At 66.8% G+C, this 15,182-nt stretch carries 15 protein-coding genes and 1 riboswitch; of the genes, 6 read left to right on the top strand and 9 right to left on the bottom strand.

Annotated elements, in window-relative coordinates:
• Both ACODS9_RS10115 and ACODS9_RS10110 read left to right on the top strand, forming a co-directional pair.
• Positions 1–1,144: polysaccharide lyase (locus ACODS9_RS10115; protein ID WP_489093849.1), on the top strand; the 1,144-nt coding region annotated here is incomplete at its 5' end.
• 14 nt (positions 1,145–1,158) lie between these two features.
• The gene (locus tag ACODS9_RS10110) at positions 1,159–2,589 is read left to right on the top strand and encodes a right-handed parallel beta-helix repeat-containing protein (protein ID WP_367858820.1); all 1,431 of its coding nucleotides are present in this window, start codon (positions 1,159–1,161) and stop codon (positions 2,587–2,589) included.
• 4 nt (positions 2,590–2,593) lie between these two features.
• On the opposite strand, the gene ACODS9_RS10105 is transcribed toward ACODS9_RS10110, so the two are convergent.
• The gene (locus ACODS9_RS10105) at positions 2,594–3,025 is read right to left on the bottom strand and encodes a GNAT family N-acetyltransferase (RefSeq protein ID WP_489093848.1); all 432 of its coding nucleotides are present in this window, start codon (positions 3,023–3,025) and stop codon (positions 2,594–2,596) included.
• The gene (locus ACODS9_RS10100; protein ID WP_111532316.1) at positions 3,015–3,401 is read right to left on the bottom strand and encodes a DUF488 domain-containing protein; all 387 of its coding nucleotides are present in this window, start codon (positions 3,399–3,401) and stop codon (positions 3,015–3,017) included. Before ACODS9_RS10100 ends, ACODS9_RS10105 begins: the two co-directional genes overlap by 11 nt.
• Positions 3,402–3,529: 128 nt before the next feature.
• Between ACODS9_RS10100 and ACODS9_RS10095 the strand changes: the two genes are divergently transcribed.
• Positions 3,530–5,146 (top strand): inorganic phosphate transporter, encoded by a 1,617-nt coding sequence (locus ACODS9_RS10095; RefSeq protein ID WP_038706394.1) that lies wholly within the window; start codon positions 3,530–3,532, stop codon positions 5,144–5,146.
• Between the two features lie 39 nt (positions 5,147–5,185).
• Here the strand turns inward: ACODS9_RS10095 and ACODS9_RS10090 are convergent, their stop codons facing one another.
• The 3 genes from ACODS9_RS10090 to ACODS9_RS10080 all read right to left on the bottom strand — a co-directional run bounded on the left by ACODS9_RS10090 (position 5,186) and on the right by ACODS9_RS10080 (position 6,991).
• A complete protein-coding gene (locus ACODS9_RS10090; RefSeq protein WP_102684117.1) occupies positions 5,186–5,881 on the bottom strand; it encodes a glutathione S-transferase N-terminal domain-containing protein in 696 nt (231 codons plus the stop codon).
• 25 nt (positions 5,882–5,906) lie between these two features.
• Entirely contained in the window at positions 5,907–6,428 is a 522-nt protein-coding gene (locus ACODS9_RS10085) for a GNAT family N-acetyltransferase (RefSeq protein ID WP_489093847.1), read from the bottom strand.
• A gap of 65 nt (positions 6,429–6,493) precedes the next feature.
• Positions 6,494–6,991: a PaaI family thioesterase gene (locus tag ACODS9_RS10080; RefSeq protein ID WP_367858823.1), complete on the bottom strand. Its 498-nt coding sequence runs from the start codon at positions 6,989–6,991 to the stop codon at positions 6,494–6,496.
• A 188-nt stretch (positions 6,992–7,179) separates the two neighbouring features.
• Positions 7,180–7,384: riboswitch (cobalamin riboswitch) on the top strand.
• Between the two features lie 107 nt (positions 7,385–7,491).
• Between ACODS9_RS10080 and ACODS9_RS10075 the strand changes: the two genes are divergently transcribed.
• The 3 genes from ACODS9_RS10075 to ACODS9_RS10065 all read left to right on the top strand — a co-directional run bounded on the left by ACODS9_RS10075 (position 7,492) and on the right by ACODS9_RS10065 (position 12,175).
• The gene (locus tag ACODS9_RS10075; RefSeq protein WP_489093846.1) at positions 7,492–9,609 is read left to right on the top strand and encodes a TonB-dependent receptor; all 2,118 of its coding nucleotides are present in this window, start codon (positions 7,492–7,494) and stop codon (positions 9,607–9,609) included.
• Positions 9,610–9,782: 173 nt separating this feature from the next.
• Positions 9,783–10,838, top strand: coding sequence for a GlxA family transcriptional regulator (locus tag ACODS9_RS10070; protein WP_489093845.1), 1,056 nt, complete (start codon positions 9,783–9,785; stop codon positions 10,836–10,838).
• 131 nt (positions 10,839–10,969) lie between these two features.
• Positions 10,970–12,175 carry an NAD(P)/FAD-dependent oxidoreductase gene (locus tag ACODS9_RS10065; RefSeq protein ID WP_489093844.1) on the top strand — a complete coding sequence of 402 codons (1,206 nt, stop codon included), beginning with the start codon at positions 10,970–10,972 and terminating at the stop codon, positions 12,173–12,175.
• An 18-nt stretch (positions 12,176–12,193) separates the two neighbouring features.
• On the opposite strand, the gene ACODS9_RS10060 is transcribed toward ACODS9_RS10065, so the two are convergent.
• From ACODS9_RS10060 to ACODS9_RS10045, 4 genes are all read right to left on the bottom strand, one after another.
• Positions 12,194–12,904: an HvfC family RiPP maturation protein gene (locus ACODS9_RS10060; RefSeq protein WP_489093843.1), complete on the bottom strand. Its 711-nt coding sequence runs from the start codon at positions 12,902–12,904 to the stop codon at positions 12,194–12,196.
• Between the two features lie 4 nt (positions 12,905–12,908).
• Positions 12,909–13,730, bottom strand: a complete 822-nt coding sequence (locus tag ACODS9_RS10055) for an HvfB family MNIO-type RiPP peptide maturase (RefSeq protein WP_367238162.1) — start codon at positions 13,728–13,730, stop codon at positions 12,909–12,911.
• A 97-nt stretch (positions 13,731–13,827) separates the two neighbouring features.
• Complete coding sequence (locus ACODS9_RS10050) at positions 13,828–14,319, bottom strand: HvfA family oxazolone/thioamide-modified RiPP metallophore (protein ID WP_110733818.1); 492 nt, start codon at positions 14,317–14,319, stop codon at positions 13,828–13,830.
• Between the two features lie 167 nt (positions 14,320–14,486).
• The gene (locus ACODS9_RS10045) at positions 14,487–15,047 is read right to left on the bottom strand and encodes a DUF4174 domain-containing protein (RefSeq protein ID WP_046855081.1); all 561 of its coding nucleotides are present in this window, start codon (positions 15,045–15,047) and stop codon (positions 14,487–14,489) included.
• Positions 15,048–15,182: the final 135 nt, after the last annotated feature.

Here is a 15,182-nt window from a genome sequence, read left to right as displayed (position 1 = left end):
ATGCGCGACACTTGTGGGAGCCGGCTTGCCGGCGATGGGCCGCAAAGTGGCCCCAGGGTTGCTCCTGCTACTTGCAATCGCCCTGCTGCCCCTCCCCACCCACGCCGCGCAAACCATCTGGCCCGCTCGCGCCACCGCGCAGTCGGCCCTGATCGCCGACTACCAGAGCCTGACCTGCAGCAAGCAACCGCCACCACCCTATACCGGCAGCCTGCACCTGCAGAGCAAGTACGATCAACGCGACGCCAGCAAGTCGACCTTGCGCGCCGCGCCCGACGCCGACAGCGAGCGCATTGCCCGGCAGGTCAAACAGTTCATCGCAGGCGTGATCCAGGCCGGCAAGCGCTTCCAGAAGGCGAAGAAGCCCCAGGAGGCCAACATGGCCCTGGCCTGCCAGGAGCAGTGGCTGGAGCATTGGGCGCAAGCCGGTGCCCTGCTCGATCCGGATGCCAGCAACACCGGCATGGCGGCGCGCAAGTGGGCGCTGGCGGCCATGGCCGGCGCGGTGCTGCTGACCCAGGCGGCCGCCGACGGCAAGGTCCGCCTCACCCCCGTGCAACACCGTTGGTTCAGCCAGCTTGGCGAACAGGTGATCCGCGAGTACGACCCGCGCCGCCAGTCCACCACCGTGTACTTCAACAACCACGACTACTGGGCCGCCTGGGCGGTGGCCGCCGCCGGCATGCTGGTGGGCCGCGACGATTTCATCCGCTGGGCCGACGGCAACCTGCGCCGGGGCCTGGCCCAGGCCGTGCGCAGGGGCGACCAGGCCTACCTGCCACTGGAGGTGGCGCGCAGCAGGCTGGCTGCCAACTACAGCCAGTACGCCCTGGTGCCGCTGGTGCTTTTGAGCGAATCGGCGCGCGCCAATGGCCTGGCCTGGAGCGACGACGACCAGCGCATCCTCGACCAACTGGCCAGTTTCGCCGCCCGCAGCGTGCTCGCCCCGGACACCCTGCCCGAGCTCAAGGGGCAGCGCCAGGCTGAAGTCGCGCCGTACAAGCTGGCCTGGCTGATCCCGTTCCTCGCCCGCCGGCCCGGGCACGCCCTCGCCCGCCAGCTGTACGACAGCGAGGACGGCGAGGTGGACAACTACAGCCAGATCGGTGGCCTGCTCAAGCCGGCCTACCCCACCCTGCCTTGATCAAGGACGTTCCCATGGCACCGTTCAGCCGCTTTTCCCTCTCCTGCCTGGCCGCCCTGCTGCTAGCGACGACCGCCCAGGCCGCGCCGGTGATGGACACCCTGCCCCAGGCGCAGCACCAGCAACAGCTGGACCAGCTGCGTCGCCAGGTCCGCCAGGCCGTAAGCTTCGAACAGGCCCGTCGAGCGCCTCCCGCAGGCCGCGCCAGCGTGAGCCTGCAACCGATGTTCTCGTCCCAGGCCGGCAGCTGGCCGTTCGAGCCGTTCGTCAACAATGGCCTGTTCCGCGCCATCGCCGGCTACCAGGCACACCACCCGCAGGCCGTGGTACTGCGTGGTGGCAGCATCACCCTGGCGCAACTGCATGACGCGCTGCGCGATCCGCGGGTGCTCAGGCCCTACAAGGATGGCTACCTGCTCAGCTACCCGCTGATGATCGGCGCCGATGCCGGGCTGCTGCTCGAGGGCGCCCATCTCTACCTGTACAGTTTTTCCGGCACCGCGCTGATCAACCAGGGCTGGTTGGGGCTGGAGCGTTCGACACTGGAAAGCGTGGCCGGCGACAAACCGGGCAACACCGATCGCGCCTGGCGCCCCTTCGTGGTGGCCTGGGCCGGCAGCCACACCCAGGTGATCGGCTCGACGCTCCGACGCCTGGGCTACAACGCCAACCTGTCCCGGGGCCTGAGCACCGCGCTGAGTACCCAGCAACCCGCTGGTGCGCGCCCCGCCACGCTGCTGATCGAAAGCAGTCAGTTCAGCGAATTGTCCAGCGCGGTGGAGCTGCAACACAGCCAGGCGACCATCGCCGGCAGCCGCTTCGAAGGCTCGCAGCAATACGCCATCGATGCCCGCGACAGCCAGTTGCACCTGCATGACAACCAGGTGCGGGGCATCGACAACAACAGCGGCGTGCGCCTGCGCGGCCAGACCCGGGCGCTGGTCGAAAATAACCTGATCCTTGGCGCCGCCAAGGCCGCCATCGAAATCAGCGACCAGCGCGGCGCCGTGTGGCTGGCGGGCAACCGTATCGGCGACAGCCGGGGCAACGGCATCCAGCTGCGCAACCTGGCGCCCACGCCCGAGGCGCCGCTGCTGATCGACGACAACCTGCTGGCCAGCAGCCAGGGCAGCGCGGTGGACGCCAGCGAGGTGGCGGCCCTGGCCCTGGTCGGCAATCGCATCGGCAACACCCCGGAGTACGCCGTCAGCCTGCGCAATGCCACGCCCCTGCCGGGCCCGCTGCTGCTCAGCGGCAATCGCCTGGGACAGGTGGGCAAGGCGGTGGTGCGGGTCGAGGGACTGCGGGAGGTCGAGTTGGGGAACAATGCCTTCGACGGCAAGGCACTGCTGCAGAACCTGCTGGCCGGTGACCTGCTGGCGCTGCAGGGGCAAGTGCTGGAGGCGACGCTGGTCCAGGGGCGGATGGTGCGGCTGCGTCAGTAGTAGCTCAGGCGACCGGGCGCTGCATCCGCACGAAACACTCGTCCATGCCCACTTCAACGAAGCCCCGGCGCTGGTACAGACGCCGCGCCGGGTTGCTGGCGAACACCATCAGCCGCAGCCATGGCAGCCGGCGTTGCGCCGCCCAGCCGGCCAGTTCCTCCAGCACCCAGCCGCCCACCCCGCGGCCACGATACTCGGGCAACAAGTGCAACTCGCGAATGAACAACGCCTGGCGATCCTGGCTGAGGCTGCAGAATCCCAGTACCTGTTCGTCCTCGACCACCAGCCACTGTTCGCGCCAACCCCAGGCCTCGTCGAAGGCTTCCTCGATCCACAGCAGGTCGAACTCGCGGTAGTACGGCAGCATGGCGCGGCGGGTGAGGTCGCGGGCAAACGTCAGGTAGTCATCGCTGGCGGGAATCAGTTCAAGGGGCATAGCACACCGGTGAACTGGCCGGGCCACGGCGCTCCAGCTCATCCTCCAGCCACCGGGCCAGGACCTGGGCATTGTTGTGCTCGGTATCCTTGCCGGCGTACAGCAAGGTCAAATCGCCTTTACCGGCCAGGTCCAGTAACGGATACCAGTGCTCGGGGTGGGCGGCCAGTTCCTGCTGATAGCGCTGGACAAAGGCTGCAAAGTCCAATTCACCGGCGTGAAATGCCTTGCGCAGTGCATCGGAGGGCGCGACTTCGCGCAACCACTGCCCATGCAAGTCTTCCTTGCGCTTGTTGCGGGGCCACAGGCGATCGACCAGCACGCGCTGGCCATCCTGCACCTCGACGCTCTCGTAGACGCGTTTGCAGCGAATCATCAGGTACTCCTGCGACATCGTTCCCCTACAAGCCTAGGGCCTTCATTGATCGAGGTCACGGCCCAGTAACGAATTGTTTCTATGCTGTATACCTTCGGCACCACCGCCCGACGCCAACCGGAGCCCTCATGGCAACCCCGTCACTGGCCAGCCAGCCCGACCTGAGCCTGCGCACCCCAGGCCCACCCCTTGCCCACAAACCCGGACGCGCCACCCTCACCTTGTTCTTCGGCCTGCTGCTGGCGGGCCTGGCCTACACCTTCTGGAGCCTCAAGCAGGACGTCAGCGCCAGCGGCACCGTCGTCACCACCGTCACCCCTTTCCTGTTGCTGGGCCTGGCCCTGCTGATCGCCCTGGGCTTCGAGTTCGTCAATGGCTTCCACGACACCGCCAACGCCGTGGCCACGGTGATCTACACCCATTCACTGCCAGCTTCGGTGGCGGTGGTGTGGTCGGGGTTGTGCAATTTCCTCGGAGTGCTGCTGTCCAGCGGCGCGGTGGCCTTCGGCATCATCGCCCTGCTGCCGGTGGAGCTGATCCTGCAGGTCGGCTCGTCGGCCGGTTTCGCCATGGTCTTCGCCCTGCTGCTGGCGGCGATCATCTGGAACCTCGGCACCTGGTGGCTGGGGCTGCCGGCCTCGTCCTCGCATACCCTGATCGGCTCGATCATCGGCGTGGGCGTGGCCAATGCATTGATGCACGGGCGTGACGGCACCAGCGGCGTGGATTGGGCCCAGGCCAGCAAGGTCGGCTATGCCCTGTTGTTCTCGCCGTTGATCGGCTTCGCCTGCGCCGCCCTGTTGCTGCTCGCCCTGCGCGCGCTGGTCAAGCGCCGCGAGCTGTACCAGGCACCAGAAGGCCAGACGCCGCCGCCCTGGTGGATCCGCGGCGTGCTGATCCTCACCTGTACCGGCGTGTCCTTCGCCCACGGCTCCAACGACGGGCAGAAAGGCATGGGCCTGATCATGCTGATCCTGGTCGGCACCCTGCCGATGGCCTATGCCCTGAACAAGACCATGCCCAACGAGCAGGCCCTGCAGTTCTCGGCCGTCGCCGAGGTCACCCGCCAGGCCCTGGTACGGGCCGCCCCCGCGCCCGCCCCGGCCGATCCACGCCAGGTGCTGACCGCGTTCGTCGCCACCCCGAAAGCCAGCCCCGAGCTGCTGCCGGCGCTGGCCGCGCTGACTGGCATGATCGGCGAGGAGGTCAAGGGCTATGGCTCGCTCAAGCGCGTGCCGGCCGAGGCCATGGCCAACGTGCGCAACGACATGTACCTGGCCAGCGAAGCCATCCGCCAGATCGACAAGCACCAACTGGCCCGCTACGACGCCGATACCGCCCGCCATGTGCAGTTGTTCAAGCGCCAGCTGGACGACGCCACCCGCTATATTCCGTTGTGGGTCAAAGTGGCGGTGGCCATCGCCCTGGGCCTGGGCACCATGGTCGGCTGGCGGCGCATCGTGGTGACGGTGGGCGAGAAGATCGGCAAGACCCACCTGAGCTATGCCCAGGGCGCTTCGGCCGAGGTGGTGGCGATGTGCACCATCGGCGCGGCGGATATGTTCGGCCTGCCGGTATCGACCACCCATGTGCTGAGCTCGGGGGTGGCCGGGACCATGGTGGCCAACGGCTCGGGGATTCAACGCAAGACGCTGGTCAACCTGCTGATGGCCTGGGTGCTGACATTGCCGGCGGCGATGGTGCTGGCGGGTTGCTTGTACTGGCTGTTGAACCAGGTCCTCTGAGGATGTGCGACGGAGGCTGCCGCGCAGCCCCCCACGAGGTCATGCCGGGATCTTCAGGCCTCGCTGCACGGCCGGGCGCTCGAGGAACCGCGCCAGCACCCGCTGCACTTCCTTGAACGTGTCGAATTCCACCAGCTCCCGCGCGTTGTAGCGCTCCACCAGGTTACGCACCCAGGGGAAGATGGCGATATCGGCGATGCTGTATGCATCGACCATCCACTCCCGCCCTTGCAGGTGGCGGTCGAGCACTGCCAGCAGGCGCTTGGACTCATTGACGTAACGGTCTCGCGGACGCTTGTCCTCGTACTCCTTGCCCGCGAAGAAATGGAAGAACCCCACCTGGCCGAACATCGGCCCGATGCCGCCCATCTGGAACATCAGCCACTGCAGGGTCTGGTAGCGCTGGGCCGGGTCCTGGCTCAGCAACTGGCCGCTCTTCTCGGCCAGGTACTGCAGGATCGCCCCCGACTCGAACAATGGCAACGGTTGGCCCCCCGGCCCATTGGGGTCGAGGATCGCCGGGATCTTGTTGTTGGCGCTCAGGGAGATGAACGCGGGGCTCAACTGGTCTTCGGTTTCGAAGCTGACCTTGTGCACCTCGTAGGGCAGGCCGATTTCCTCGAGCATGATCGAGACCTTGACCCCGTTGGGCGTGGCCAGCGAGTACAGTTGCAGACGCTCGGGGTGTCGCGCCGGCCATTTGCCGGTGATGGGGAATGCGGAAAGTTCGGTCATGGGGGTGCCTTCGCGTTGGGAGCGTTCAATCTAGATGATCTTCGGCCATCCTGACCATCACCCAGTCGCGGTGCCGCTCGTCGCCACAAGGGAAGATCGCCTCTCCCACCTTGCGAAAGCCGTTGCGCTGATAGAAACCGATCGCCCGGGCGTTCAGCTCATTGACTGTCAGGCGCGCCAGGCCATCGACCTGGGCCAGGGTGGTGGCGAGCAACAATTGCGCGGCGCCGGTGCCATGGGCACAGGGTAGTACATAGCAGCGGGAGATTTCCGCCAGTTGATCGGCTTCGGCAATACCCAGCTTGCCGGGCGCCAGGTCGAGCATGCTGTAGCCCAGCACCTGGCCATCCCGTTCGACCACCAGCAATCGCTTGTGCGGGTGCGCCAGGTGCGCCTGGAAATGTTCGGGCTGGAGATGGTGGGCGATGTAGTGCTGCTGGGCGCTGACCGCGCTATCGGGCGGGCTGGCCAGGGCGAAGGTAGCTTGGCCGACGAGGCTCAGGGCCACGCAATCTTCGTCACGGGCCGGGCGAATCTGGTAGGGCATGGCAACATCCTGTCGGGCAGCCGGGTCACGTTCGACAATGCCAGCCCCACCCCATCGGTGCAAGTTCAGGCGTCGCCATGGGCCTGGCGCTTGAGCTTCTCGGTATCGACCCGCACGAACACCGAATCGGCGGTGACAGTCAGTACATCCCCGGCCCAGACCTCGCAGATCACCCGGGTCTTGCGCCCCAGCTCGCCCTCGACCCGGGCCTTGAGCAGCAGTTCGACGCCCATGGGCGTGGGCTTGAGGTAGGTCAGGCCAAGCTGGCCGGTGACACAGTCGATACGCGGCAGGCTGCCAGGTTCGCGGCCTTCGGCACGGTAGTGACAGGCCATGGCGGTCCAGTTGGAATGGCAGTCGACCAGCATGGCCAGCAGGCCACCGTAGACCAGGCCGGGCCAGCCGGTGAAGGTCGGGTCGGGGGTATGCCGGCACGACAGGTGGATGCCGTCGGCGTCCCAGTGGCTCTGCACATGCAGGCCGCTGGGGTGGGAACAGCCGCAGCCGTAACAGATGCCTTCGGGGGCGGCGAGTTGTTGCAGGGACATGGCTTGCTCGGTCATACGCGTCCTTGGCTTGTTGGTGTTGGATAAGGAGGCTGGCTACCGATGGTAGCGCCCTGCGCGGCCTGCGCCAATCCACGCGGCCTGTCCGCAGACAACGCTGGCCTGACGACAACCGCTCTGAACCGCGATTCAGCCACACTCGGCCCGCCCATCCAGACGATTGACTCCCTGCCCGTTCGGTGGTCAGATGCGCGCCAGTTTCAGGTGCCCTGCGCCGCCGCGCGCAAGGTGAAACGGGAAGCCGGTGAGTCGATACCACGACAAGTCCGGCGCTGCCCCCGCAACGGTAAGCGAGCGAACCCTTCGACAGACCACTGTGCACACGCATGGGAAGGTGAAGGCTTCACGACCCTCGCAAGCCCGGAGACCGGCCTGAGGCTTCACTTGGCAACCCGCGGTGGGCGGGCGCAGGCCGGTATTCGCGTGCGCGCCTGCGCGCGCTTCGCCGTTGCGTGTTTTCCACCGGGATCCATTCTTTCCTGCAGCAGTGGAACGACATGTCCCGTATCAACAAGCTTCACACCCTGGCGGCCTGCCTGGCCGTGTCCCTGCCGGCTCTGGCCGACGAGCAGCCCAGCCCTGCGCTCACCCTGCCCTCCACGGCGATCACCGACAGCCGCGACCCGCAGACCGTCGACCTGGCCACCCCCACCCAGGCCGGTTCACGCCTGAACCTCAGTGCCCTGGAAACCCCGGCGAGCACCAGCAGCATCACCGCCGCGCAGATCCAGCAGCGCAACAACACCACGGTGCAGGATGCCGTGACCCGCTCGCCGGGCATCACCTTCATCGGTACCCCTGGCGATGGCGGCACCGGCTTGTCGGCGCGCGGTTTCACGGGCCAGAGTTCGGTGATGACCCTGTTCGACGGGTCGCGCCTGTACGCCGGCGCCGGCACCCTCACCTACCCGGTCGATCCCTGGATGGTCGAGCGTATCGATGTGATCCGTGGGCCTGCCTCGGTGCTGTATGGCGAAGGCGCCACCGGGGCAACGGTCAACGTGATTCCGAAAAAGCCCTTCAGCGGTGATATCCGCAACCACCTGCGCTTGGGCTACGGCTCCTGGGACCGCCAGCAACTGGGGCTGGACAGCGGCGGCAGCCTGAGCGAGCGCCTGAGCTACCGCGCCACCCTGAACCAGCAGGCGGGCAACGGCTGGGTCGACCGCACCGATTCGCGCAGCCTGGCGTTTTCCGGCGCGCTGCGCTTCGATGCCAGTGACGACCTGAGTTTCACCTTGTCCCACGAACGCGGCGACGCACAACCTGCCAACTACTACGGCACGCCGCTGATCGACGGCCATCTGCGCAGCAGTGTGCGCAACAAGAACTACAACGTCAGCAATGACCAGCAGCGCTACCACGATGAGTGGACACGGCTGACCAGCGACTGGAACATCAGCGACAGCATCAGCGCCAGCAACCAGCTGTACTACATCAAGAGCCGTCGCCACTGGCGCAATGCCGAGGAGTACGCCTGGGATGCCGGTGTGATCCAGCGCGGCAGTTTCCTGGAGATCAAGCACAACCAGGAGCAGATCGGCGACCGCCAGAGCTTCACCTTCGATCACTCGCTGTTCGGCCTGGCCAGCAAGACCGTGGTGGGCGCCGAGTACAACAAGATCCGCTTCAACATCGACAGCAACTCGCCCTACGAAGATGGCTACACCGACCCGCTCGATCCTTGGCGGCCGGCGCCCGGCGGGTTCCACAGTGCCGATCCGACGCGCCCGCAGACGCTGTCGAAAACCAGCACCTTCTCGCTGTTCGCCGAAAACCGCACGCAACTGACCGAGCGCCTGTCGCTGGTCACCGGCATACGCCGCGACCAGAACCACATCGACCGCAACGACCTGGTGAAGGACACTCGCGAAGACCAGAGCCTGCGTGGCGGCAACTGGCGCGCCGGCCTGGTGTACGCGCTGACTGACGATCTGTCCGTGTACGGCCAGTACTCCACCAGCGAGGATGGTGTCGGTGACCTGCTGACCCTGCGCCCGGAGCAACGCCTTGAACTGACCGAAGCCAAGCAGACCGAATTCGGCCTCAAGCAACGGTTCTGGGACGGACGCGGCGAATGGACGTTGGCGGCCTACCACATCGTCAAGAAGAAGCTGCCGGTGTACGACGTGGTCTCCAAGCGCAGCCAGCAGGCAGGCCAACAGACCTCCGATGGCCTGGAGGCAAGCCTGGAGCTGGCTCTGGGCAATCAATGGCAACTGTCGGGCAACGCAGCCTTGGTGCGCGCCAAGTACGATGATTTCACTCAACTCAGCCGAGGCGTTTCCTACGACCGGTCTGGCAACCATCCGCAGGACGTCCCACGTCGTACCGCCAACCTGTGGCTGAGCAAAGGCTTCGGGCAAAGCGTCGACACCGGCATCGGCCTGCGCTACGTAGACGCCCGCTATACCAGCGCCGCCAATGACCAACGCGTGCCGGGCTACACCGTGGTCGATGCCAACATCGGCTGGCAGGTGCTGCCCGACGTGCGCCTGGGTCTGCAGGTGAACAACCTGTTTGATCGCGAGTACGCCCAGTCGAGCTACAGCGGCGAACAGTGGCTGCTGGGCGCGCCGCGCTCGTACTTCGCCACTGTGGACTACAGCTTCTAGGTCGGCCAGGTAACAGCGTGAGAACAGGCTCGCCCCGCGATGCGGCTGATGCTGCAATCGCGGGGCAAGCCCGCTCCCACAAGAGCCAGGCCTGACGGCCATCGCGTCGTGCTTGAACATCATCGCGCCACCTGCTCGACTAGGGCCTACGCCCCGTCCACAAGCAGCGCGCCATGACCGACATCCCGCAGATTCCCGCAGCGCCCGTGCACGCGCTTGACCAGCCGCGCACCTTGCTGTTCCTCGCCTACCCGCAGATGGGCCTGCTCGACCTCAGCGGCGCGCAGACGGTGTTCTGGGCCGCGACCAAGGCCCGCGCCGCGCGCGGCCTACCCGGCTACCGGGTGGTCACCGCCAGCCTCGAAGGGGGCCTGGTGGCCACCGCCGAGGGCCTGGCCGTCGTCACCGAGCCACTGGCGCCCTGGCTGCACGAGCCCTTCGACACGCTGGTCGTGCCCGGAGCCCCGGAGATCGTCCGCACCCTCCCCGATCACGCCGAGCTGGTCGCCTGGCTGGCCAAGGCCGCCCAACGCGCCCGACGTACCGCTTCGGTATGCAGCGGCACCTTCCTGCTGGCCGCCGCCGGCCTGCTCGATGGCCGCCGGGCCGCCACCCACTGGGCGATGTGCGATGCCCTGCACCGACGTTTCCCGGCCATCGAGGTGGATGCCGAATCGATCTTCGTGCAGCAGGATCAGGTATGGACTTCGGCCGGCGTCAGCGCCGGCATCGACCTGGCGCTGGCCCTGGTCGAGGCCGACTGTGGCCGCGAGGTGGCCATGCAGGTGGCCCGCGAATTGGTGGTGTTCCTCAAGCGCCCCGGCGGCCAGGCGCAGTTCAGCGAACTGCTCAAGGCCCAGGGCGAGGACAGCGACGCCTTCGAGACCCTGCACCTATGGCTCAGCGAGCACCTGGGCGACCCGCGGCTGACGGTCGAGCGGCTGGCCGAGCAGGCGCGCATGAGCGTGCGCAATTTCACCCGGGTGTACAAGCACAAGACCGGCCGCACCCCGGCCAAGGCCATCGAGGTGTTCCGCCTGGAGGCGGCGCGCCGCTTGCTGGAAAACTCCGACCAGCATATCGAGCAGGTCGCCCGCCAGTGCGGGTTCGGCAGCGAGGAGCGCATGCGCCTGGCGTTCCAGCGTCACCTGGCGGTGACCCCGCGGGACTATCGGGCGCGCTTCGCCCGCAGCGTGCCGCTGGCCGAAATCCAGGGTTCTTTGGCCTAGGGACAAACCTGGGGGGCGCTTAGCATCTGCACCACGCCTGTCGGGCCGTAATCCAGGCTCACTCACTAGGCGTACCCTTTTTCCACTGCCGCAGCGACAACATCGATAATCGCGGCATCCAGGAGCCCCTCATGAAACAGATCCTGATCATTGGCGCAGGCTTCGCCGGGCTGTGGAGCGCCCTCGGCGCCGCCCGCCTGCTCGACCTGCACAAACGCGACGACGTGCTGATCACCGTGCTCGCGCCCCAGGCGGAGCTGCACATCCGCCCACGCTTCTACGAACCCGACGTACACACCATGGCCGCGCCCTTGCAGGCGTTGTTCGACGCGGTCAACGTGCGCTTCGTCAAAGGCACGGCCTACCACATCGACCAGGCCAGCCAGCAGGTGGCCTATCGTCAAGCGGGTGGCATCGAGGCCAAGCTGGGTTACGACCGCCTGATCATGGCCTGCGGCAGCCTGCTCAACCGCCCGGCGCTGGAAGGCTTCGACCAGCACGCCTTCGATGTCGACAAGATCGACTCGGCCACCCGCCTGGAAGAACACCTCAAGTCCCTGGCCGCCCGCCCCGACAGCCCCGCACGCAATACCGTGGTGGTGGCCGGTGGCGGCTTCACCGGCATCGAGACCGCCACCGAGCTGCCTAGCCGCTTGCGGGCGATCCTGGGCGACAAGGTCAAGCCGCGCATCGTCGTGGTCGACCGCGGCGCGAAGATCGGCGCCACCCTGGGCGACGGCATTCGCCCGGCCATCGAACAGGCATCGGCGGCGCTGGGGATCGAGTGGATCTGCGGCGCCACGGTGGCTTCGGTGGAAGGCGGCGGCGTGCTGCTGGACAACGGTGAACGCATCGCCGCCAACACCGTTGTCTGGACCGTGGGCTTCAAGGCCAACCCACTGACCGAGCAGATCAGCGGCGAACGCGACCGCCAGGGCCGCCTGCATGTGGATGGCAACCTCAAGGTCATCGGCAACCCGGCGGTGTACGCCGCGGGCGATGTGGCCTACGCTGCCTGCGACGAGGCCGGCAACTACGCGGTGATGTCCTGCCAGCATGCCATCCCGCTGGGCCGCTACGCTGGCAACAATGCCGCCGCCGAGCTGATCGGCGTGGCGCCGATGACCTACAGCCAGCCCAAGTACGTCACCTGCCTGGACCTGGGCGCCTGGGGCGCGGTGTACACCGAAGGCTGGGAGCGCACCGTCTCGCCGCCGACGGACAAGGCCGAGGCCAAGCAGCTCAAGCAGCAGATCAATTCGGTGTGGATCTATCCGCCGGCGGCCGACCGCGCGACAGCGCTGGCAGCAGCCGATCCGTTGATCCCGGTGGCCTGACGGTACATCTGCGCGCGCCTACAGGGCATCTCGAGTACCGACGATGATGCCCTGCTCACGCACCTGTCGCAGCATCTGCAGCCCTTGCTGCAGGTGCTGATCCCCCAGCGCCCGCAAGCGCTCGCGCCCGGTGCCGGGCAAGCCCACCAGCAGCTGCCAGGCCAAAGGCGCCAACCGGGCGAAGCGCACCTGCAGATCGGCGTCGCGGTACACCAGCAACAAGGTGGACTGCTCCGGCGCCTCGTCGGGCTGATACTCGGGGCCGATGCGCTCCACCGGCCAGCGGTAGGCCAGCACCCGTGCCACGCACGACAGCAGCGGCTCGCCGGCCAGCAGGTCGCCGTCCGGGTCGTACGGCGGATCCTCGGCGTCGCTCAGGTACAACTGCGCTTCGATCCATTCGTAGTGCGCCAGCTCCAGCTGCCAGGGGGCGTCCGGCGCGACGCCCTGCAGGTAATCGATGAAGGCTTCGGCTACTTCGGTGAACAGCGGCGTCTGGCTACGGTAATGGGCGTAGAAGTCACGCACCCGGGCATGCCAGCGCTGATCGCCAAGGGTCCGGCGCATCACCGGAAAACTGCCGGCCAACAACCCTTCGATGGCGCCGTAGAACAGTTCGCGGTAGACCTTCAGGCGCCGCGCCTCGATACCGGGCGGCGGCGGGTTGCCGACCGGGTCGCGCAGGTGGCGGGCCAGGGTGAACTGCTGGTGGCGCAAGGTTTCGGTCATGGTCTTAGGCTCCATGGGCACGTTGCACATCGCGAATGCGCGCCGTCTCGGCCAGCAACTCAGCCAGCGGCGGGTAGTTGAAGTCGCGCTCGAGCACGGTGGGTTGCGCGCCGAAGCGCTGGCAGGCGTCGGCGAACAAGGCCCAGACATCCTCCTTGACCGGCGCGCCGTGGGTGTCGACCTTCAGGTCCGGCGCCTCGTCATAGTGACCGGCCACATGCATGCCCACCACCCGCTCGCGGGGAAGGCCGGCGAGGAAGGCCCGGGCGTCGTACCGGTGGTTGCAGGCGTTGACGAAGACGTTGTTGACGTCCAGCAGCAGGTCGCAGTCGGCCTCGTCGAGCACGGCGCGGACGAAATCCAGCTCGGCCATCGCCTGGTACGGCGCGGCGTAGTAGCTGATGTTCTCCACGGCGATGCGCCGGCCAAGGATGTCCTGGGCCTGGCGGATGCGGGCGGCCACATGGTGGACGGCCTCGTCGGTGAACGGAATCGGCATCAGGTCATAGAGGTGACCGTCGTCGCTGCAATAGCTCAGGTGCTCGCTGTACATCCGCACCTGGTGGTGGTCGAGGAACTGCCGGGTGCGCTGGAGGAAGCCGAGGTCCAGCGGCGCGGTACCACCCAATGACAACGACAGACCGTGGCAGGCGATGGCAAAGCGCTCGGCCAGGCGCGCCAGGCCCTGGCCGAAGGCGCCGCCGACACCGATCCAGTTCTCCGGGGCGCATTCAAGGAAGTCCACCGCGCCCGCCTCCATGGTCAGCAGGTCGGGCAGCAGGCCGCGGCGCAGGCCGAGACCGGTATGCAAAGTGTGTTGGGGCATGATCGGAGGGTTCCGTATGACTGGGATCGGCATCGCGGGGCCAGCCCGCCCCCACAGGGCAGATTCCGGTGGGAGCAGGCTGGCCCCGCGACAGGCTTCAGGATTTGCCGGTCAGGTGGCTGAACAGCCCGTCGGGCATCGCCTTGCCATTGGCCTTGTAGATCGCCGCCAGGTGATCGTGGGCCTCCTGCTCGGAAATGAAGCCATCGTGGTTGCGGTCGATCTTGTCGAAGTCGGCCGCCCGGTCCTTGGCCACTGCCAGGAACTCCTCGCGCGAGACCTTGCCATCGTGGTTGCTGTCGGTGCGGGCGAACGAGGCGTCGCCACACTTGCCCTCACCGCACTTGCCCTCGGCGCCGGCCTTGGCGCTGGCGCCACACTTGCCCTCGCCACATTTGCCTTCGCTTTGCGTGGCCTTGCCGCCGGCACCGCACTTGCCCTCGCCGCACTTGCCTTCGCCAGGGGTCTTGGCAGCGGCCAGCTGGTAGCCCTGGGCCAACGGTTCTACCGCGAAGGCGCTGTTGCCAAGGACCATGCCGCCGAGCAGGGTGGCGCCAAGCAGGCCGAGGGTTTGACGGGTCGTTTTCATGGTGTCGCTCCACTGTGGTTGAGAAGTGGAGCCATTGAGCCGCAACGGTGTGTCGTCGATGTATCGAAGCGGGCGTGGTTTTGTATGGCAGTGGGTCGAGGCGAGGCGCAGATACACAGGGATACAAGAACGGCCTTCTGCTGGCGCAGAAGGCCGTGACAGAGGCGTCAGTCTTCCAGTGGCTTGGGCGGCGCGGCAGGTTTGGCTGGCTTGCTCGGCTTGGCCTTGCTGTCCTTGGCCTTTGGCTCGGCTGGCGCAGCGGCTACCGGCTCCGGCGCTGTCACTGCCTGCTCACTGGCCGGCAGTGCATCGACCGCCTTGAAGATCACCTGCGGGTCGAGCTTCTCGCCGCTGTCGTCGTCCTTGAGCACATGGCGTTCGCCGTCCTTGCCTACAAGGATCACTTTTGTGCCCTTGCTGGCGCCCAGCTTGAGCTCGCGAATCAACGCCATGGTGGTCTGCTGCTCGAGGTTCTTGTCCTCGCGCTTGCCCATCATGCTGGCGACGCTGTACAGCACCAGGCCACGCTCCTTGAATCCGGCCTGGGTAGCGGGATCGTTCAGTGCCTGTTCCAGGCCACGCAGGGTCGGGTCGGCCGAACTCGGGGCAATGACCACCAACGGCCTGGCCTTGCCCAGTTCCTTGGCCAGCGGGGCATCGCTGTCGGCGGCGTGCAAAGGGCCGGCTACAGCGAGCAAGGTGGCGAGGGTCAGTGACCGAACGAGCATGCGCATCTCCTTATTCTCTCGATAAACCAAAGACTGCAGATCAGGGAGAAAGATCCGGGCCGGGAGCCTAAACCAAGTGTTCATCCATGTGCTTGGGTCAAAGGTAACCAGCGGTTTCCGCAACCCTCGCAGATC

It is taken from the genome of Pseudomonas sp. FG36 (assembly GCF_057809275.1).
The sequence above is the reverse complement of the archived record's forward strand: the minus strand, read 5'-3'. Positions and strand labels throughout refer to the sequence as shown.